Here is a 19,917-nt window from a genome sequence, read left to right on the forward strand (position 1 = left end):
TGAAGTTCTCACGTCAGAGCAGGCTATGGAACATACTTCGACCCAGTGATTTCCCTTTCCAACAACTTGTCGCGGGGAGCTTGGCGGGCAGAGCGATTTTACTTTGACTACCGAGACCGCCGACAACGTGGGATGGCCGAATGAAATCACTGGCAAAAGCTAGAGCAAACTCTGGAAAGAGGGCGAGTAAGTTAAGTCTAAGCATCGCGCTCTCCCAACGACTGATCCGTGTAAAGTGCCTTCCGGCTGCCAGCACTCACTCCAGCGGCCGGAAGGGCTCGGCAAAGCGAGCAGCAACGACAACAACGGAGATAAAATGAAAGTTGCGTCGAATTCGCATGTTTGAATCTAATTTTTAATAAATCAACATTTTTTCCGCGCGTAAAATTCACCGCGCTTTCGTGCGATAGGCTTCTGCTTTCAAACAAAAAGGTAAGTGGGAGCGTCCATATGGCGACTACAGCATCAGCGGAGTGGTCGTTTAGTTCCGGGCCCAATCCCAATGCATTTATTCAATCTGGAAACATGACGCTGGAACTTCAGTGTAACCGTATCCGCTTTGCACCGGCTGGATATGAGGACAGCCAGGACATTGTGGAGAAGCAGGGGCTTTCCATTCGATTTTTGAAGAACGGCACCACCGAAGTTGGGGCATTTCAAGTTGGCGCAGAAAACGCGGCTTTGCAGATCGTCGACAACTTTCCTGTCGAGGTCAGTTTCAATAGTCAGCAAGACTATGGTTTTGTGCTGGACCAGCTTGCGGCCAATGCATCGGTTAATTTGTCGATGATTGATCAAGATGTCAGCTACGGAATCTTTGACTTGAAGGGTTCCAGCGCGGCAATCCGGTCCCTTCGTTCCGCCTGCGAGTCAGATATTAACCAGGGGGCCTCCTACGAAGCGCCCGAAGGCATTGTCTATTGTGGTGGCGGGGCGATAGAGCGCGTGATCGAACCCGTAATTTTGGACAATCCAGAGGGGGAGACGCTTCGCAGTGCCGCGCTCAGCTGGCTGTTAAGCAGAATTCAGTGAATGTCTGCATTGTGGACACTTCCACAATTCGTGAAAAAGCTTGGTGAATTTGCGGTTTGAACAATTGCGTTGAGGCCAGAGAGTAACTCCAGCGACAAGTCTGACTTGTTTTCAATAAATTACTCGCGCGACATCTGTGAATGTCCGGAACCAATTGGGAGGTTGGCATGGCGGAGCTACGCGAAATTGGTAAGACAGGGATTAGGGTTCCCCGCATCGGGTTTGGATCGACGGGGTTGGGAAGTATCCCGGAAATCTACGGGTATGAGGTTGATGAAGACCGCGCGATTGATACAATTCGGGCAATTCTTTCGCAGCCAAATGCGTTCCTGGACACATCCCGTTGCTATGCCATGGGTCGAAGTGAAGAGCGCATAGGAAAAGTCATTCATGAGCTTGGTGGGTGGCCGGACGGGCGGGTGCTTTCCACCAAAATCGACCGGGATATGGAAACTGGTGCTTTTGATGCTTCTCAGGCACGTAGATCATTCGAGGAAAGTCTTGCGGCCCTCAGCGTCGACAGCGTTGATATACTCCACGTCCATGATATCGAATACGCAAATGACCTATCAGAGGTCAAAGGGCGAGGTGGCGCGATTGAAGAGTTGTTCCGTATCAAGGAGGAAGGCCTGGCCAAGGCGGTCGGAATCGCGGCGGGACGTATCGACTTGATGATGCCAATTTTGGAGAGTTGGGATTTTGACGTGGTCCTGACACACAACAGGCATACGCTGGTAAACGATAACGCGGCACCTCTGATGGAACTCGCGAAATCACGTGGCGTTTCGATATTGAACGCAGCACCTTATTCCGGAGGTGCACTTGCCCGAGGCAGCGCGATCCATCGCTTTTATGTCTATCGACCGGCAGATGATGAAAGGCTTGCGCCAATACGTGCTGTTGAAGAGGTATGCGGGCGCTACGATGTCCCAGTCGGGGCGGTCGCGTTGCAATACTCGTTGAAAAACGACGACATCACTTCGACGATTTGCGGAGTGACATGGCCTCAGCATGTTCAACAGGCAATGGAATGGGCAGAGTGGTCCATCCCTGAAGGCGTTTGGGAGGATCTCGCTGAGCTCGAAAAAACTTCGAGCAACCCAGAAGCTTAGACTCGATTTTTGGATAGGATACTGTTCTGCCAATTGACCGCTTTGGGCTCAGAGCAGCCGTTCGCTGCGTTCCGTCTGAATGACCGCGGAGCGGACCAAGCCGACGTTCACGGCGGGTGTCTCGGCTGTTGCTTCCTCGTCTTGCCCCCGTTCCAGTGTTCAGAACGCAATTCTTGTGTTAACCTTTTTACAATTTAAACGCCGCTTTTTTGCCGATGCCGACAGGATACCCACATTGACGATTACATCTCTCAAATGGCCGCCCGACGAGTATCAAAAGGATTTTTGGCCTCCAAACTGGCTACGCGAAGAAGATGGGTATCCGGGATCAGGTCGTCCGTCGCGACTGATCGCACACAAAAATGTGCCATACATTGCGATTATAACAGGTGAAGACGACTTGGAAGCTGCGCTGAAAACCGTCGCGGCTCGATACGTCGAAGCAATTCGCGATCTGCTGGACTCTGACTGGAAGTCATCTGACCCTACGGAAGAAAAACCAGTTGTAACTCCGTTGATGCCGACGAGCTGGCATGATGCGCTTGGTCCTGTGCCCCCCCCGCCCCAGCCCGGTCTCATTAGCTGGCTCGACATCTGGCCTGCCATTGGCTCAGCAGTCGGTGCCAATCCGCCGACACTTGCGTCGTGGAACCTGTCGCGGCAAGAAAACGGCGAGCTGCCAGCCACAGTGATCATGACAGCCGCAGAAACCTATTCCGTTGTGGACAAGGTGGCGTCTTACTCATTCGGAGTGCGCGTTCCCATGTCGGTGACGTCCTACGATGGCGGTTTCCGCGTAACTGTCCGCTCTGTCACGGTCGAGCGTCCTGCTGAAGGCTATATCAGCGCCAGCGAACTTTTGATGAATGGTGACCCTGACGAAGAAGCATACATTCAGGCACTTCTGGCTCGTAGCGATGTAGGCTCATTTCAGTCGATCTTGGGTGAACTCACGGCATTAAGTGCCAAAGATGCGTTTGTTGACGAAAATACAATGAACGCGGAACAACTTCTCATACCAGCAGTTCCAGTCGGGACAAGCGAGACCCAGGTATTTCGATTTGCCTTGTCTTCGAAAGCCAATTCCGCCCCTCAGAACTCAACGCAATACAATGTGCGACCGGGCTATCCAATTCCTCAAAGCTATCAGATCGTTTCCGATTTTGAGCTTTCGTTGCCTCTGAAACCTGAAGACACACCCATATCTACCGAGGTCGGCCCGCTGGTTTCTCATGGCGCGGACCCGGGGGCCGCGGAGGTTTTCGTAAAAACACCGCCAGGTTGGATTGAGGCAGATGGTCAGCTTTACAAGTACACGCTGAGACGTCCCTCGCGCGAAGACAAGGTCCTTGAGGCGTACCGTGTCGCCCGCGACATCGGGCCTGAAGTGGAAATGGAGCTGGAAGATGACGGTTTTGAAGTCCGCCGCTGCCCGGACTACGTGATTGCAGACAAAGAGGACGGCCCCGGCGTGAAAACTGTCCCGCTTCCAGGCGGAGAGGACCCTGCGCCACGCCGCAACGACTTTTCTGCGATCATGACCTATTGCCACAGCCTCGATTTCTTTCACTTCATGGAAGCAGTCGGGTTGCCGCCGGCTCTTTACGCGGTGCGCGCACAAAAGAAGGTCGAGATTTTCTATCGATACGGAATTTTTCCGGGCCCAGGGCGGGACGGCAAAACGGTCAATGCACAGGTTGCATTCGATTGTGCTGAGGCCTCACAAGGTGTTCAGCCAAAAGTACAAATCCGGCTGGCATTGGCCAATCTTAACCGTTGGGCACGGCCAGAGAACCCCGCCGCCACAGGGTCGACACATCCGGACAAACGATTTCTGCCACTTGAGCCATTTGGAATTGCATCCAGTGGGCGCTGGATGCTGCACGAAATGGGGCACTATCTGATTGCCGCGCGTCTCGGCAAACTGGAATTCGATTTCGCGCACAGTGCGGGAGATGCGCTGGCGGCGGTTTGGTATGATCCCTTTTCTCGGCTGGGTGGTCCGTCAGACGGTCTCGGCCCACAGTTCCGGGGAATCACATACCCCTTTGTTTTCACAACACGAAGACATGACCGGTCCCCGCTACTGGGTTGGGCGTGGTATGGAGCCCTCAATCGCTCAGTGATTGCCGCACCTCCAACCAGCTGCGATACCCTTAAAGGGTATCTGAGCGAACAGATTCTGTCCTCTACTGTCTTCCGGCTATATCTCGCACTTGGGGGCGACACGGTTCAGGACGGCAAACCAGACCGCTACATCCGCTATCGTGCTTCCTTTATGACGCTCTTCCTTCTGGTCCGTGCGATAGCATCCTTTGCGCAATCCCCGTCGAAAGCGGAGATGCTCGAGCTAGCGATGGAAGACGCGAGCCTGTTAATGAACACAGCCGTCGGCATTCCAGCACCGGCACCGGGTACACTCGACACCACACCCGCGCTGACAGCCGGGGATACGTGGTCGGGCGGGATATCGCATAAAGTCGTGCGGTGGTCCTTTGAAGCGCAAGGCATGTTTGTTGAAGAGGTCAAGCAAACAACAAACGGCCCGGGCCGCGCTGCACCCGTTGATGTCTATCTGCGGGACGGCAGACCAGAGGAAGACGACGTGCTCGGTGGCACCTTGCACTACGGGCCAGGCAGCTACGCGCCCGTGTCTCTCGACTGGACCGGGGAACGTGCGTGGATGGTTGACCCAGCACAAGGCTTTGTGCTCGGAAACCGCGGGCGCGTGGCTTCAGGAGAAGTTCGCTTGAGGATGTGGCTCGGCATTGTAACCGGCGATATGACCGAGCCACATTGGGATCTCACGAACAGCATCAATTGGATGCTTGTTGTTCCACTTCCTCCCGTTCCAAACTTGGACCCAGAATCAACTGAAGTGGTTGGGATTCACGACGACATCAACGTAGCGATGGGACAAGCAAGTGAAGGCACGACATTCATCTGCCTCCTTGAGAGCAGTTGCGACGACGATTTGGCCAACTCGGACCCGCAGGCGTTGTTGGCCGCAGAGATCCCGGACCAAGCAAATCCACCAAGACAACCACGAGCGCTGACCGATCTGGTGGCGGGCGACAACAACCTTGGTCTGATGTTGTTATAGCTTCCCTGTTGCCTTAGGGGCCTACAGGCGGAGCCCACGAATCTGGCCATTCGCTGGTCGCATGCGAAATAATCGCGTCAAGTGTCGGACAATCAATCCGTTCTGCATCACCGAGCGGTTTCATGAGGAGTTCCCAGATCGCCGCCGCCAAGTGGCGGCTGGCGTAGCTGTCGGAGGGATAATGCACCCCGATCCGCTCACGATTTACAGCGATGCGTTGCGCGATCGTAAAAATAGGCGAGTGGATCACTTTGCGTTCAGTCAGATCGCTCCTCGCAGGTTTCCTCAACAGATGACCATCTCCCTTAGTCGTGCCTGTAGGCTGGACGCCGTAACGCGCTGCGATGCCAGGAATTTCACACAGGAGCAATGAGATTAAATGCGCAAGGAAGGAATGGCCACTGGGAAAGGCCGGATGCGCAGGAGGGCCGAAAGGAACGGTAAGGCCGGGACGCAGGATCGAAGGTCGCACCCGTTTGTAATGCGCTTTGTAGGACATGTAGGCCACGTTCCCCAGCGCGAGACCTATGTCGATCAGTTGCAACGTATAAGGATGGTCGAAGGAATTGATGCCAAGGAAATGGACCAGATAGTCGGGCAACCCATCCGCTTGGATATCTGATTCCACGAGGTAGCTCTGCCGGTCATCCTCCATGTAGTGCTTCAACGCTTCCAACTCGCCTTTTATGATCGAAAACGCTTCGTTTTTCTCCGCCTGTGAATTCCCCGACGGCCTCCACTTCAAATCATCATCTTCCAACCAGTCTTCTCCCCCCGGTTCCGGATTAAACCCAACAAGTGGGTTCCACTTGTCCGCCTGCCCAGCAAACTCAAGAGCGGCAAGCGTGGCCGGCTCGGACCGGTCTGCCGCACGCAACCATTCCGTCAGATGCTTGTCGAACGGCAGTGCCCAGAAACGCAAAGCCGGGTCCCAGTCCTGCGTTGTCCACTCCAGCCAGGGTCGGTCCGGTTGATACGGGCTGATGATGTAGTCCAGCGGAAAAGATGGGTTGCCCGCATTGTCGGGAGTGAAGTTCAGCGCCCAGGGTAAGAGAGCGAGTTCAATGGGTGTTGCGTAGTAGCTGCGGACGAACCCGATGCCCCCATCCGCGCCGACCGGGATTTCACCCATAACAGGATCGGTACCCATACCGGCCCCCATGCCCATACCCATGCCGGTTCCCATGCCCATACCCATGCCGCGTCCCATACCCATGCCGCGCCCCATGCCCATGCCCATGCCGGTTCCCATGCCCATACCCATGCCGCGTCCCATACCCATGCCGCGCCCCATGCCCATGCCCATACCGCGTCCCATGCCATTTCCTGTATTCATGTTCGATGTCATCTGAAGTCTCCCTAGAAATTGATACGGAAAAAAATTGCCCGTGAAACAATCAGTCAGCGCGGCAAGCCCGCGATCAAGAGCCCGCTTTTTAAAGCCCGTTTGTGTTCGCTATGAACGAAAGGATACCATGAAACAAAATGATCGACCGAGAATTTTTCGTCGAGCCTCAATAACTCATTACCGACTTCTCGTGCTTTATATTCTTCCCCATTCATCGCGAGACTTGCGGCCAAAATCCTCAACGTCGCAATGAATCGCGGATTTACTTGCCGAGCCTTTTCCAGCCAAGAAATGGATTCGGCATAATTCTCAGACACAAACTCCGCAATTCCGGCGCCGGTCCACCATGTAAAATTTAGATTGTCAAAAGGACTGAGCTTAAAGGCATTTTGAAACCTGTGTATCGCGTCCTCACCGCGGCCGAGGTAGGACAGAGTAACCCCACTCCACGCCCAACCCAAAGCGTTGTTTTGATCCAGCGACAAAGCCAAATCGAACATGGACAGCGCTTGATGCGGTTTTCCTTTGAGCAGACTTGTCAAATGACCTGCCACGACCTGACAAAACGAGTCTTCGGGATCAAGTACGATTGAATACTGAGCATGTTCAATGGCCAGTTTTTTGTCCCGCTCAGGATCGTCCGAGCGCCCTTCGCCAAACAGGTAGTTCAGGCGCCATGCTGAATAGGCATAGGCCTGCGCATATGTGGGATCGAGTTCGATCGCCCGTCGCAACGCAGTTCCGGAATTCCGGTACCCATCTTCAGTGAACCGGTACAGTTCCGAGGCCGCCTTGAGAACGCAGTCATATGCGTCGAGGCTTTCCGTAGAGCGATTTCGAACGCGCTTGATACCATGCGCTTTCAGGCGCGGTTCAAAAGATCCAACAACTGCTGCCACGATGGTGTCTTGGAAGTCGAACAGGTCATCGGCGCTTCCGTCGAACGTCTCGGACCAGATCGATCGGTTCAAGGCGACGTCGACCAGTTCCGCCGTTATCCTAAGCCGATCGCCTTGGCGACGCACGCTGCCATCCATCACGTAGTTGACCCCTAGCAGCGAGGCGACTTCCTGCAAGTCCATCAAACGTTTTGCAAATCGCAAAGTCGAAGCGCGCGCAATGACGTGAAAGGCGTGGCTGCGCGACAGACCATTGATGATGTCTTCGGTGATGCCAGACCCAAAATACTCCTCCATTTCATGGCCCGATGACGCGCGAAACGGCAGAACCGCAACGGTGGGGCGGGAAGTCCACTCGATAAAAGGTTGGTGCAACCGCGTCTCTTCTTCGGACGCTGCTTCTGAAGGAATCACCTGAAACACGTGCACAATGCGTTTGATATTCTTCAGCCGGGGCGTCCCGAGATCTTTGAACCTGACATTGGCTTTGTTGGCAGCCAATTCCCGGACGATGCCTGTAGCTATGATTTGACCGGGGGCCGCTGCATCATGAATGCGCGATGCGATATTTACGCCGTCGCCCAGTATGTTCCCATCTTGCACCAGGACATCTTCGACATTTACTGCAATGCGCAATTGCAAATTGCTTTCACTGCCCGCATCCATACCAGCCTTGAGTTGCGGGGTATTCTGTGCATCCACCGCCCACTCTAGGGCCGCAACAACACTTGTAAACTCGACAAGGATTGCATCTCCGGCGGTTTCAACTAGCCTTCCGCCATGTCGTTTCAGCAAGGGCAGCAAAACATGTTCTTTGAGCGATTTCCATTGATTGCCTGCGCGAATATCGTTTTCTGCAACAAGACGCGAAAACCCTGCAACGTCCGCAAATGCTACAACCGCAAGCCGACGCGTTTCGGCCGCGCGAGGTCTGTCAGTCTGCACCATCCAATAACACCCTCGAAAACACTCATAATTGGCCAAAGTAGATCGGCACATTCAGAAGCTTAACGCCACACTCTCTGTCGGTCTATCTTATCACTTTTCCAGAAGCCTCCTTCGGCAGAGTCGCTTTGGTCGGTAGTGCACTGTAAGGGCGGGAGGTTTTAATGCCGCTGAAGCCCGACTTGGTGCGAATGCCTGGATTTAGGTGGCGACCGTTGATGGCAGGTGCTCTGGAATACAGCTTTTCAAGCTTCAACGGGGAGAAAACCCGACCTTCGTGTCAGCCTGTATGAAGTGTACGTTCGAGCCAAAAAAACTCATGCGGCATTTCAGAAACGTGTCCAAAGTAATTGCAATCTGAATGTCCGCATCCAGATCAGTGTTGAAGTCAGTGCGCACATGCAGAAAGTGACCGCTCTCCGCCTCTTTGGGGCCAATTCCGCACGCATCCCCAATGTCGAATTTGGACTGATATTGTTGAAAAACTCCAGTTTTGGCCAAAACCGTTGAAAAAATTACCCATTGAGAGGCGGTTGAAGTTTTTGGCCAGGGGGTCGGCCAAAGCATTGGTTCCGCGATGTGCGAGGCTGTCATGGCCTGCGCTGGGCAAGTGGCGTCATTATTGCTGACGCGATGGAAGTAGGCGAAAAAGCGAGTGGGCCGAAATCTCGAGTTTTTCACCAATATGGGCTCTTTGCGGTCATTCGCCGAAGATGGCCTGATTGACTGCTGTGCGGACAATCCTGCCGTTAGCTCATCTTCAGTTGCAGAGTCGATCAGGTCGCACCGACCATCCTAGCCGCTGTGCTTTCTCCCGCCCTGTACGTCATCTGAATAGAACCAGTCGTCGGGATATGGATACCACCAGTCCGCCTCCTTCGCCTTCGGATCAATCACGACCATCTTGGGCCGTCTGAAAGCCTCGAGGCCTTGAAGGCCCAGCGTGCGCCCAAGCCCAGAATTCTTGACGCCGCCAAAAGGCAAGGCATCGTTGTCCACGAGCGGGTTGTTGACCCAGACCATCCCCACCTGTAGCTTATTCACCCCTTGAAATGCCTCATCCAAGTCGCCGGTAAACAGGCATCCGCCAAGACCGAATTGTGACGCGTTTGCCAGTTCAAGCGCTTGGTCAAAGTCGCTCACCCGAATGACCGAGGCGACTGGCCCAAAAACCTCTTCCTGAGTTAACGCCATGTCCGTCGTCACGCCGGTCAGGATCGTTGGTTCGAAAAACCAACCCGGCCCGGCGTGATCCGGGGTACCGCCTCCTACCTCAACCACCGCGCCTTTCTCAGTTGCATCACGCACCAGCCGCTCGACCTTGTCGCGTGCCTCCTTGGAGGCCAAAGGTCCGATTTCCGCCACCCCCATTCCGTCGCCGATGCGCAGTTTCCGGGTTCGGGTCACGAATTCATCGACAAAATCGTCGTACACGTCATCCACTACAAAAATCCGTTCCGACGATGTGCAAACCTGGCCCGACTGCAAAAATGCAGCGGTAACCGCCCCCGCAGCAGCGACCGCGATGTCGGCGTGTTTACTAACGATCAGTGGATCGCTTCCCCCAGCCTCGATCACTGCGGGTTTTAGGTTCTCTGCTGCGGCCACTGCGACTGCACGACCTGTCGGCACGGACCCTGTAAAAGCGACCACATGGGTTTTGGGGCTGGCAATCAGCTGTTTGCCCACGTCTGCACCACCCGGCAGGCAAGCAATCAGGTCTTGGGGCAACGCCCGAAAAAACTCCATGAACGCCATCGTGCACAAAGTTCCTGCGGGTGAGGCTTTCAACACTACACCGTTACCTGCCGCAAGTGATGCGGCCATCGACCAGCAGCCAAGAATGAGGGGGAAATTGTACGGAACCACATGCACGGACACGCCGTAGGGCTCGTATGTCTGATACTGAAATGATCCAGTTTGCATCGTGCCGGCGATCTTGCCCGCGTCATCGCGCGCCATCTCGGCATAGTAGCGGAAAACCGGCGGGATGTTCGCAATCTCGCCAATCGATTCAGGGTAAGGTTTGCCCGTTTCCAATGTCATCAAGCGGGCGATCTCAGTCATGTCGCCGCTTTCGATGTCGTTGGCGATCTGGTGCAATACCCGCGCGCGAGATTTGCAGTCCATCGCAGACCACTTCTTTTGCGCCGCATTGACCCGGTCGAGAACCTGGTTCACGATCTGCGGCGACGGCTCACCAAAAACCCCGACGGGCTGCAAGGTAGACGGGTTGACCAGAGTGGTCCCACCACCCTCCAAAGGCACATGCTTGGGGTTGAGGTAGTAGGTAGATTTGAACGGGTCACGCATTGGGCAGCCCCCTTGTCTGACAGGCATTGCGCCGTTAGCGGATCATGTACACTTTCTTGACCGTCTCGTGGACAGTGCAAACGCCTTTCCAGTCCTGCGGAAAAAAGGCCGCCGTATCGGGCGTAATCTCAATTACCTCGCCGCTTTCATGGACATAGGTACAGCGGCCTTCCAGAAAGTGGCAGAACTCGTCCTTGGTGACGTGACATTCCCACTTACCGGGAGTGCAGACCCAAAGGCCGCATTCGGACTGGCCGTCAGGCCCCTTGTGGATCAGCTTTCCCGAGGTGCGGGATTGCCCTTCAATCATCGTCGGGATTACCCCCCAATCGACAAGATCAGTCTGCTGGAGCGGGTTTTGCATACGTGGCGTGGTCATGTTTCAGGTTCGCGATCCGTTAGGTAGTAGGTGTTGCGCAATGTTTCCTCGACCGTGCATTCCCCTACCCAACCGGCGAGGAATAGTACGGCCGTTCCGGGCGTAACTTCGATGCTTTCGCCTGCATCCGACCGATAGACCGCGCGGCCCCGCACAAAATAGCAGAACTCGTCACGCGGTATCGTTAGGCGCCAGCGGCCTGGAGTACAGACCCATGCGCCGATCTCCGGCCGGTTGTCAGGACCCTTGTGAACCAGCATACCCGATGAATGCGACTGGCCTTCAATCATGTCCGGCTGTAGCCCCCAGTCCGTGAGGTCGGTACGGGTCGAGATTTCCGAAAGATGCGGGGCGCTGCTCATTCCGCGGCTTTCAGGATTTCGTCGAGAATGCCAGCTGCCTTGGTCGGGCCATGCCGTGACTGCATGTGAGCAGAGGTTGCCGCCATCTTCGCCTGCATTCCTGGATCGTTGATACATTTGTCGAGGGCAATAGCCAATTCATCATCGGTCCAGTCGTATCGGTGAAACCCGAACCCGTGGCCGGTTTCCTGAACACGGGTGGCGTTATCGTGGCCGTCCCAGACATAGGGCATAATGATTGCTGCTTTGCCGAAATATAGGCACTCTGTGAACGAGTTGTTACCGCCATGATGTATCACCGCGTCAATCTGCGGAATTACCGAAGGCTGGGGATACCAGCTCTGTATGTGCACGTTGTCGGGAATGTCTGTGTATTCGTCAATGTAATCCCCGACATTTACGAGCGCCCGGTAGGGCAACCTGGAAATGGTCGAAATGATCCTCTTTAGCAGGTCGGTGTCGCCTGCGCCAAGCGACCCGAAAGATACATAGAGAAGTGGTTTGTCAATGTTGGACTTAAACGTTGGCACCTCAAACGGTTCTTCTTCGCGCACGCAACCTTCAAGATACTGAAACCGGTTTGGGTCCAGTGGGTTCTGCCGTTCGTACTTTGCCGGTTCGGGATAAAGCAGAAGGTTCATTGTGGGCGACGCTTCGAAAAACTCTCCAATCGGATAGGCGTCTTCGTTGCATCTGGCTAGGAACGCATTGTAGTCGTCGTGGATCGGCTTGATCACCTCGTGGAATTTAGCCTCATAGGCCGCCATGCCCTCGCGGTCATCCACCCGGCAGCCTGACAAATGCGGCGGCACAATCGGGTCAGGGATTTCGTTTTCGGAACATGAGATGATCCGCACCCACGGTACGCCGAACTGCTTGATGGCTGGGAACATAATGACATTATCCACGCAGATCATATCTGGTTTGATTTTTGCCAGTACCTCGGGCAGATCTTTTTGCGCCCATTTTGCGCTGTCGACGATCGCCTCCCAGCAATCCTTGACGTAGTTATCGATCTGGTCAATCGGGCTTTTGCGAAAATTTGGGATGTGACCGTTGATGAAATCTTCCCAGAACTTTGCCATCGCCTCGGGTTCCATCGGCTCGGACAGGGCTACTGGATGTGCCTCGAACCCATAACCTTCATATACCTCGACAAAGCCGGGATCGCTTAGAAATACAGCCTTATGGCCCAGTTTCTCGCAGGCCTGCGCGATGCCAACCGAATTCAGCGCAGGGCCAAAGGCAGCTTCGGGGAAGAAGGCGATGGTTTTCTTTGACATTGTAGGTCTCCGGTTAGATTTGGCTTAGCAGTTGGGAAGGATGCGGGAATGTTTCGCGTCCCATACGCAGTGGACATCCTGACCCGGCTGGATATTTTCACGGTCGGCTTGGCTGGCAGGAACGCGGGCGGAAAGGGTGCTCCTCCCGCCGCGAACGCGCACATGCACACCCAGGTCTGATCCGTGATAGGCGACTTCTTCGACAGTGCCGGGAAGGCAGTTGCGCCCATCTTGAGGGGCGGTCTGCATCAGGCTGACCCGTTCCGGGCGCACAGCAATCGTGGCAGCACCGCGCAGCTCGGAAACGCCCCTCAGCACCCCCGCCCCGTCGACATCGACACCGCCGTCGACGGCGTTACCATCCAGAAAGTTCATCACGCCGATAAAATCTGCAACAAAGCGCGATCCGGGGTGTTCGTAGAGCTCGTGAGGAGTACCGACCTGCGCCAGCTTGCCATCATTCAAGACCGCGATCCGGTCGGCCATGACTAGAGCCTCTTCCTGGTCATGAGTCACAATCAGAAATGTAATCCCCACCTCGTGCTGCAACCGTTTGAGTTCCAACTGCATCTCTTCTCGCAGCTTCTTGTCCAGAGCCGAAAGGGGCTCATCTAACAGCAGGACCTTTGGCCTTTTGACCAGCGCGCGCGCCAAAGCGACCCGCTGTCGCTGCCCACCGGAAAGCTGATCCGGCTTGCGTCCAGCAAAGCCTGAAAGCTTTGCGCTTTCCAGAACCTCGGCCACCCGCATGGCGATTTCTTCCTTGGGCAATCTCTCCATCTCTAACCCATAGGCGATGTTTTTTTCGACGCTCATGTGCGGAAACAAGGCATATGACTGGAACATCAGGTTCAGGGGCCGCCTGCTGGGGCGTATGTTTGTCACGTCCTGCCCGGCAACTATAACCTGTCCTTCCTGTGGTGTTTCGAACCCCGCCAGCGTCCGCAACAATGTGGTCTTGCCGCAGCCCGATGGGCCCAGAAGTGCAAAGAACTCGTTATCGCGAATATTCAGTGAAACGTTGTCGATCGCAGTCATCAAACCGTATCGCTTGGTTATATTCCTGAGTTGAATCCCTTGGCTCATCGGCTGAAAACCTCTTTGTCGGCACGCTGCGCGAAGAAGACCAGCGTGAACGAAACGAACATGACGATGGTAGCCATCGCGTTGATTTCCGGCGTAACGCCAAATCGGATCATTGCGTAAATCTGCATCGGCAACGTGGTCGAGGATTGCCCAGCACCTGCGGTGAAGAAGGCAATAATGAATTCGTCCACAGACAGGGTAAAAGACAACAGCGCCCCGGCGATAACCCCCGGCGCGATGGCGGGCAGCAGAATGCGACGAAAGGTGGTGAATTCGCTGGCCCCAAGGTCGGCACTGGCCTCAAGTATCGAATGGTCGAAATTGCGCATCCGCGTTCGCACCACGGCGACAACAAAGGCTATGTTAAATACGACATGGCTGAGGATGATCGAATGAAGCCCCAGCGTCATGTTGAGTAGGGTGAAAAAGGACAAGAGCGCGATGGCCAGAACTATGTCGGGGATGATCATCGGTGCGAACAGAACCGCGTCTAGAACTGAAGAATTACGCCGTGTCTCGACACCGACCGCCAAAAGCGTGCCGATTATTGTCGCCAGAACGGTCGAGGTTAAGGCCACGATTAGCGTGTTGCGCGCTGCCGACAGTATTGGATCCGCGGTAAACAACTTGCCGTACCATTCCAACGAAAACCCGGTCCATATAGTTGGAAGTCCGGCCCGGTTAAAGCTTAGCGCCATGAGCACAAGGATCGGCACATAGAGAAAGGTGTAAAACAAAACCAGGTGCAGCTTTAGGCCCATGTTAGATCGGCCCCGCATCAGTCCTGCCCTCTCTGTCCCGCTGCGCGATTGGCCAATACCGCCTGTGCGAACAATAGCCCCATCATAATCGCAATCAGGAACATCGACAGCGTTGCTCCGAACGGCCAGTCGCGGGCGCTCAGGAACTGGTCATAGATCAGGTTTCCAACCATCTGAAATCGCCCGCCACCAAGCAAATCGGGCGTTATGAAATTGCCGATCGACAGCACAAAAACAAAGACACCACCTGCCGCGATGCCGGGAACGGTCTGTGGCAGTATCACCCGGTAGAAAGTGGCCCAAGCGGGCGCTCCAAGATCTTCCGAGGCTTCTATGGTTTCGACATTTATGCGGTTCAGCGATGAATAGATCGCCAAAACCACAAAGGGGGTGTAGTTGTAGACAAGCCCTACGATCACAGCGAAATTATTATAAAGCAGAGACAGCGGTTCATCGATCAAGCCTGCCCCCTGGAGAGTATTATTGATTAAGCCCTCGCGGTTCAGCATCACGATCCAAGCGTAAGTGCGGATTAAGTAGTTGGACCAGAACGGCAGGATCACCAAAATCAGCAAACCGGTCTGCCAACGGTGCGGCGCCAGCGTGATGGCATAGGCAGCCGGATAGGCGATAAGGATCGCGATTATGGTGGCCAGAAATGCAATCTTGGCCGAGCGTAAGAAGATCCCGAGGTAAAGAGGATCGGCGGCTCGCACAAAATTTTCAATCGTAAAGACGTGGTCGATGCCGCCATAGATACCGCGTTCAAAGAACGCATAGGTAAAAATAAGACCACACGGCACCACCATAAGAAGCGCAAGCCAGCCAAGGCCCGGCCCCAGCAAGATCACCGATTTAAGTCGATTGGGCATATACTTGGCAATCTGTGGAGTGATGTCGTATCGGCCCGACCCTTTGTTCGGGTCGGGTTTTGCTCAGGATTTGATCACTTACTGTGCGGCCATGATTTCAGTCACGGTCCGTGCAAAGGGTTTCTGGCCATTGCCGAGATCGCGCAACTGCTCGTACTTGGTAAGGTCTGCAGGCGACATCCCCATGTTCGGGAAGGTTTCGATCAAGGACGGGTCCAGCGCCTCCATCGCAGCCTTGTTCGGCGTTTTGTAAAGGATATTGCTGGCAACCCAGACACCGACGTCCGCGCCCAAGACATAGTTCAAAAAGGCATGCGCCGCGTCTTTGTTTTCAGATGCCTCCGTGATGACTAGCGCATCTACCCACAGATCCGATCCTTCTGATGGTATCGTGTACTTGATGTCCGCGTTTTCACCGATGCCGTAGTTACACCAGCCATCCCAGGCGTGAACCATCGTTGCCTCGCCCGATACCAACTTCAGATAAAAAGTTGCGTCGTCGTAGGCCAGCAAATCCTGCTTCGCCGCAACCAGCAGGTCCTTTGTAGCCGCCAACGTCTCATCCGACGTATCGTTCAGCGACTTTCCGAGAGCTAGCGCAGCAGCCCCCATCAGCCAGCGATCCGTCGAGAGCATTGTCACTTTGCCTTTAAGGTCGTCAGAGGGTTTGAGCAGATCGTTCCACGAAGTTGGCTCTGCCATCAGGTCTGACCGGTAGCATAAGCCCGTCGTGCCCCAAGCGTATGGCATTGAATAGTTGTTGCCCGGATCATGGGCTAGTTCTTTAGCTTCGTCATACAGGTTGGAGGCATTCGGAACCTTGTCGTGGTCGATTGCAGCCACCAGCCCCAGGTTGTTTAACGCCTCGGCAAAAGGCGACGAGACGAAAAGAACGTCGTAGCCCTTGCCTCCACCGGCTACGACCTTGCCCATGATTTCTTCGTTGGTGCCATGCACCGAGAGCTCGGCCTCGATACCGGTTTCCTTGGTGAAATTCTCCAGCAGGTCCGGCGGCATGTAGCCGTCCCAGTTCGAGATCACGATTTTTTCTGCTTGGGCCGCTCCGGCAAAAACGCTGAGTGCGCAGGCCGCCCCGGCGGTGAGCCAAGCAAATGGCAAACGGAACGAATTGGTGAACTTGTTGGTCATGTCTTCCTCCCTTGACATCCGCGCTCGCTTCTGGGGCGAGATATTTGATGCAATCACGGTATTTTTTGATGAAATAAAACTCAACAATTTTTTGAATCACTTTTGTATGGCCCGGCCAAGCCATTTAAGATACCGTTTTTATTGTATATTAATTAGGTATGACGAAAGCCGTCTTCTTATGCCACCAAGCAAACACTTGAAACTTGCTCAAAAAATACTGGATGTTGCGATGGATCTCGATTTGCATCAGGGCGACAGACTGGTGGAAAAAACCCTTGCTGATTCGTGCAGCGTCTCTCGCACTCCGGTTAGATCCGCATTGAGACTGCTGGAAAAGGAGGGGATGGCACGCAAAGCGGCAGAAGGCGGGTTTGTCCTAGAATGCGAACCCGAAAAGGGGCATTCGATACTCAACCAACATGCGATCGGAGCAGGTGTGGATCTCGCTGGTGCCATCCTACGAGATCGCGGTGCCCGACGCCTGGACGGTGCCATAAATGTCACAGACCTGATCCGCAGATATTCGGTTTCCCGCAGCGCTGCACAGCGTGGGCTCGAAGCCCTCCTGGCCCAAGGTGTGATTCAGAAAGCCGAAGGTCAGTCCTGGGTTTTCACGCGCATGCCGGGAGACCGCTCCGGACGAATAGAGAGCTACGAATTTCGTCTGATACTGGAACCGCAGGCCATTCTGTCCGACGGTTTCAAGTTGGACACCAAGCGCGCCGATCTGGTCCGCAGCCAGACCGAAGCGCTTCTGGCGCAGTCGGAAAACTCTTTCAATAGCCAGGATTTCCAAGACGCGGATCTTGCCTTTCACAAGCTCATCGCTCGATCGTCCGGAAACCAGTATCTAGCTTCTGCTCTCATGGCCCATCATGGGTTGCGCCACCTGCCAGGCGGATCATTCGGTATGATCGACTTTCGGATGCGGCAGGCGCTCGATGAACACGTGCGTATACTTGATTTCATCGAACAGGGTCATTTCGATCTTGCGGCGGATCAGATGAGGGTGCATTTGCGGCTTTCAATGCACCAAAGGCCCAGCGTAGCTAATCGTGGTGCTCCGGCGCTAGTCCAAGCAACCCGCGGGTCAATCCGGTGAGTGAATGATGAACCGCAAGGAAGCACCCGTAATCGCGTTTTTCCCCGAAGCTAGTTTTGGGGCTGCACTGAATTGTGTGGGGATCGCTCAGGAACTTCGCGCTATGGGTGCACACCCCGTTTTCCTGACCCACGGCGGCTTTGGTGGCGTATTCGCAGACTACGGTTTTGACGAATTCGCTGTCCCTGTTCAGTCAGAGTTGACAGAAGAAGAAACCCAGACCTACTGGCAGGAATTCCTAAGCCATCATCTGCCGCATTTTAACATGCACCCAACTGACCAACTGGCCACCTATGTAGAGCCGGTTTGGAACGCAATCGTCGAGACAGCGGAAGCGGTCGAACAGGGGTTGGAATCGGCGCTAGAGCGTATCAACCCGGATGTCGTCGTCCTCGACAATGTGATCATGTTCCCTGCCATCGTACGCTCCAAGTGCCCATGGGTCAGGGTCATTTCTTGCGCGGAAACCGAGTTGCCAGACAAGTGCCTACCGCCGTACCTGTCCGGCCTGCCGGCATCTGACGTTGCCGGGTGCGCGACATTCCGCGGCCAGTACCTGGAGACCCTTGGCCCACTTCATGCTCGCTACAACAAATTTCGCCAGGATCGCGGGCTTAAGCTATTGCCTGAAGGTGAGTTCCTGGAAACATCACCACATCAAAACCTTCTTTTGGCGCCGTCTATCATTCGCCATGATCGTGAGCAGGCGCCGGACCCGAGACAATTCACCTTTCTCGAAGGCTGCGTGCGCCAGGAAGGTCCCTATCGTGTACCTCAGATGCCCCGTAACGAAGGGCCTCTGGTGTACGTGAGTTTTGGCAGCCTCGGTGCCATGGATGTCTCATTCTTTGAAAGCCTGTTCGACGTATTCAAGACAATGGACATGCGTTTTCTGATCAATGTCGGCGCCCAGATCGATGCCTATTCCAGAGCGCCAGACAATGTTCACCTGCAGGAATGGTTCCCGCAGCCTTCCGTGGTTGAACAATGCGATCTATTTATTCACCACGGCGGCAACAACAGCTTTTGCGAAGCACTGTATTTCGGGGTTCCGTCGCTGATCCTCCCCTATTGCTGGGACGGACATGACAACGCTCAGCGGGCAGTTGATACCTGTGTCGGTCTCAGGCTAAACCGATGGGATTGGACACCGGATCAGTTGGAGAATGCGATTAACCAACTACTGGGGAACACAGAGATGAAGGCCCGACTGACCGAGAACTCAGAGATCATGCAGTTCAGAAAGTCGGTTCAGTTAGCTGCTCAGAAAATCTTGGATTGTGTGGAACATAACTGAATCTAGTTTAGTCCCGTTGGTCATCCGCTTCGTCAAGACGGATGGAAGGGTACATCGCAACGGCCTCTAAATCACTGAACCTAAAGTATCGGTTTGGACTCGGAGCGGTTGTTCGTTGCGCAGCGCATCAATGACCGAGTTGCGGACGGAGCAACCATCGTCTGAAGTTCAGTAGCTTGCTGTGTCGGTAAAGAAGCCACAACCGCACAATAGTCCACAAAGAGGTCCAACTAACGCCAAATCTATGTGGTGACTGCACAATGCAGAGGTCAACTCTGCATTCTCCCTATTGGACTGGCCGGCGCGTTTGCGCCGGTCTTTTTCCTTTTCAGTCACGTGCCCCTATCGAGGTTGTGACAGTGCAACTAGGGATGAGTAGCGGCCCCTGACACTTGCTGTCGGATATGATCATGCCAGACCAAGGCGTATCGTGCAGGAATTCGCTCGCTCTTGTTCAGCATACTTTGCAAAAAAGGGCAAAGAATACTGCGTGACCATGTCCGATCTTTTCTGGGTGAGGGACGAGTAGATGGCGCGTCTAAGACCCTTTTTCGCAAAGTTTCACGGGAAGCCTCGTGTTGATGACAGGCGGACCTTGAGTGGGATTATTTCCATCAATCGCAACGACTTACATGGCGCGAGGTACCCAAGGGATATGGCCCGAACAAGACGCTCTACAATCGTTGGAAAACTAACCGGTTTGCGTTGGCAGGTCGGGCTTATAGAAAGTGACTTGCGTCGCGCTTTAACGTGACCATTACCTATCAGGGCACGGCCGCAGGTTTTTGACGCCATTGGGCTCTGTTGCACAAATCGGCTGAACGCCGAGGTTCCCCTTTCCCCGAACGGACTTATCCCACAGCTCCCGTGACGG

16 protein-coding genes and 1 pseudogene are annotated in these 19,917 nt (G+C 54.6%); 6 read left to right on the forward strand and 11 right to left on the reverse strand.

Annotated features, from left to right (window positions below):
• Positions 1-450: 450 nt before the first annotated feature.
• The 3 genes from AC2FIR_RS23215 (at position 451) to AC2FIR_RS23225 (ending at position 5,247) form a co-directional block, all read left to right on the forward strand.
• Positions 451-1,032 (forward strand): hypothetical protein, encoded by a 582-nt coding sequence (locus AC2FIR_RS23215; protein WP_496763333.1) that lies wholly within the window; start codon positions 451-453, stop codon positions 1,030-1,032.
• Between the two features lie 167 nt (positions 1,033-1,199).
• Positions 1,200-2,144, forward strand: coding sequence for an aldo/keto reductase (locus tag AC2FIR_RS23220; protein WP_496748112.1), 945 nt, complete (start codon positions 1,200-1,202; stop codon positions 2,142-2,144).
• 79 nt (positions 2,145-2,223) lie between these two features.
• On the forward strand, positions 2,224-5,247 hold the full coding sequence (locus tag AC2FIR_RS23225; protein WP_496763337.1) for a hypothetical protein: 3,024 nt from the start codon (positions 2,224-2,226) through the stop codon (positions 5,245-5,247).
• Between the two features lie 13 nt (positions 5,248-5,260).
• Here the strand turns inward: AC2FIR_RS23225 and AC2FIR_RS23230 are convergent, their stop codons facing one another.
• The 11 genes from AC2FIR_RS23230 to AC2FIR_RS23280 form a co-directional block, all read right to left on the reverse strand.
• Complete coding sequence (locus tag AC2FIR_RS23230; RefSeq protein WP_496748008.1) at positions 5,261-6,595, reverse strand: phosphatase PAP2 family protein; 1,335 nt, start codon at positions 6,593-6,595, stop codon at positions 5,261-5,263.
• Positions 6,596-6,648: 53 nt separating this feature from the next.
• Positions 6,649-8,442: an adenylate/guanylate cyclase domain-containing protein gene (locus tag AC2FIR_RS23235; RefSeq protein ID WP_496763340.1), complete on the reverse strand. Its 1,794-nt coding sequence runs from the start codon at positions 8,440-8,442 to the stop codon at positions 6,649-6,651.
• Between the two features lie 249 nt (positions 8,443-8,691).
• On the reverse strand, positions 8,692-9,123 hold the full coding sequence (locus AC2FIR_RS23240; RefSeq protein WP_496763343.1) for a hypothetical protein: 432 nt from the start codon (positions 9,121-9,123) through the stop codon (positions 8,692-8,694).
• A gap of 111 nt (positions 9,124-9,234) precedes the next feature.
• Entirely contained in the window at positions 9,235-10,752 is a 1,518-nt protein-coding gene (locus tag AC2FIR_RS23245) for an aldehyde dehydrogenase family protein (protein WP_170619811.1), read from the reverse strand.
• Between the two features lie 34 nt (positions 10,753-10,786).
• Positions 10,787-11,131 (reverse strand): cupin domain-containing protein, encoded by a 345-nt coding sequence (locus AC2FIR_RS23250; RefSeq protein WP_010442245.1) that lies wholly within the window; start codon positions 11,129-11,131, stop codon positions 10,787-10,789.
• On the reverse strand, positions 11,128-11,493 hold the full coding sequence (locus AC2FIR_RS23255) for a cupin domain-containing protein (protein WP_496748012.1): 366 nt from the start codon (positions 11,491-11,493) through the stop codon (positions 11,128-11,130). The genes AC2FIR_RS23250 and AC2FIR_RS23255 overlap by 4 nt, the downstream gene beginning before the upstream one ends.
• Positions 11,490-12,776 carry a glycosyltransferase gene (locus AC2FIR_RS23260; protein WP_496748014.1) on the reverse strand — a complete coding sequence of 429 codons (1,287 nt, stop codon included), beginning with the start codon at positions 12,774-12,776 and terminating at the stop codon, positions 11,490-11,492. The genes AC2FIR_RS23255 and AC2FIR_RS23260 overlap by 4 nt, the downstream gene beginning before the upstream one ends.
• A 24-nt stretch (positions 12,777-12,800) precedes the next feature.
• A complete protein-coding gene (locus AC2FIR_RS23265; protein ID WP_480442334.1) occupies positions 12,801-13,814 on the reverse strand; it encodes an ABC transporter ATP-binding protein in 1,014 nt (337 codons plus the stop codon).
• 44 nt (positions 13,815-13,858) lie between these two features.
• On the reverse strand, positions 13,859-14,641 hold the full coding sequence (locus AC2FIR_RS23270; RefSeq protein ID WP_170617412.1) for an ABC transporter permease: 783 nt from the start codon (positions 14,639-14,641) through the stop codon (positions 13,859-13,861).
• Positions 14,641-15,495, reverse strand: a complete 855-nt coding sequence (locus AC2FIR_RS23275; protein ID WP_170617410.1) for an ABC transporter permease — start codon at positions 15,493-15,495, stop codon at positions 14,641-14,643. The genes AC2FIR_RS23270 and AC2FIR_RS23275 overlap by 1 nt, the downstream gene beginning before the upstream one ends.
• Positions 15,496-15,573: 78 nt before the next feature.
• Entirely contained in the window at positions 15,574-16,644 is a 1,071-nt protein-coding gene (locus AC2FIR_RS23280; protein ID WP_170617407.1) for a polyamine ABC transporter substrate-binding protein, read from the reverse strand.
• On the opposite strand from AC2FIR_RS23280, the gene AC2FIR_RS23285 reads away from it, so the two are divergent.
• From AC2FIR_RS23285 to AC2FIR_RS23295, 3 genes and pseudogenes are all read left to right on the forward strand, one after another.
• Positions 16,628-17,746 carry a GntR family transcriptional regulator gene (locus tag AC2FIR_RS23285; RefSeq protein WP_170617405.1) on the forward strand — a complete coding sequence of 373 codons (1,119 nt, stop codon included), beginning with the start codon at positions 16,628-16,630 and terminating at the stop codon, positions 17,744-17,746. The genes AC2FIR_RS23280 and AC2FIR_RS23285 overlap by 17 nt on opposite strands.
• 4 nt (positions 17,747-17,750) lie before the next feature.
• Entirely contained in the window at positions 17,751-19,043 is a 1,293-nt protein-coding gene (locus AC2FIR_RS23290; protein ID WP_480442337.1) for a nucleotide disphospho-sugar-binding domain-containing protein, read from the forward strand.
• 529 nt (positions 19,044-19,572) lie between these two features.
• Positions 19,573-19,733, forward strand: a pseudogene (locus AC2FIR_RS23295) (transposase); the annotation flags it as partial.
• Between the last annotated feature and the right edge of the window lie 184 nt (positions 19,734-19,917).

Source organism: Ruegeria sp. CDSB136 (assembly GCF_059610965.1).

What these genes read in the sequence shown, in the direction of transcription:
- AC2FIR_RS23215 (WP_496763333.1), top strand. Translation starts at nt 451, where the DNA reads ATGGCGACTACAGCATCAGCGGAGTGGTCGTTTAGTTCCGGGCCCAAT.
- AC2FIR_RS23220 (WP_496748112.1), top strand. Translation starts at nt 1,200, where the DNA reads ATGGCGGAGCTACGCGAAATTGGTAAGACAGGGATTAGGGTTCCCCGC.
- AC2FIR_RS23225 (WP_496763337.1), top strand. Translation starts at nt 2,224, where the DNA reads ATGACCGCGGAGCGGACCAAGCCGACGTTCACGGCGGGTGTCTCGGCT.
- AC2FIR_RS23230 (WP_496748008.1), bottom strand. Translation starts at nt 6,595, where the DNA reads ATGACATCGAACATGAATACAGGAAATGGCATGGGACGCGGTATGGGC.
- AC2FIR_RS23235 (WP_496763340.1), bottom strand. Translation starts at nt 8,442, where the DNA reads ATGGTGCAGACTGACAGACCTCGCGCGGCCGAAACGCGTCGGCTTGCG.
- AC2FIR_RS23245 (WP_170619811.1), bottom strand. Translation starts at nt 10,752, where the DNA reads ATGCGTGACCCGTTCAAATCTACCTACTACCTCAACCCCAAGCATGTG.
- AC2FIR_RS23250 (WP_010442245.1), bottom strand. Translation starts at nt 11,131, where the DNA reads ATGACCACGCCACGTATGCAAAACCCGCTCCAGCAGACTGATCTTGTC.
- AC2FIR_RS23255 (WP_496748012.1), bottom strand. Translation starts at nt 11,493, where the DNA reads ATGAGCAGCGCCCCGCATCTTTCGGAAATCTCGACCCGTACCGACCTC.
- AC2FIR_RS23260 (WP_496748014.1), bottom strand. Translation starts at nt 12,776, where the DNA reads ATGTCAAAGAAAACCATCGCCTTCTTCCCCGAAGCTGCCTTTGGCCCT.
- AC2FIR_RS23265 (WP_480442334.1), bottom strand. Translation starts at nt 13,814, where the DNA reads ATGACTGCGATCGACAACGTTTCACTGAATATTCGCGATAACGAGTTC.
- AC2FIR_RS23270 (WP_170617412.1), bottom strand. Translation starts at nt 14,641, where the DNA reads ATGCGGGGCCGATCTAACATGGGCCTAAAGCTGCACCTGGTTTTGTTT.
- AC2FIR_RS23275 (WP_170617410.1), bottom strand. Translation starts at nt 15,495, where the DNA reads ATGCCCAATCGACTTAAATCGGTGATCTTGCTGGGGCCGGGCCTTGGC.
- AC2FIR_RS23280 (WP_170617407.1), bottom strand. Translation starts at nt 16,644, where the DNA reads ATGACCAACAAGTTCACCAATTCGTTCCGTTTGCCATTTGCTTGGCTC.
- AC2FIR_RS23290 (WP_480442337.1), top strand. Translation starts at nt 17,751, where the DNA reads ATGATGAACCGCAAGGAAGCACCCGTAATCGCGTTTTTCCCCGAAGCT.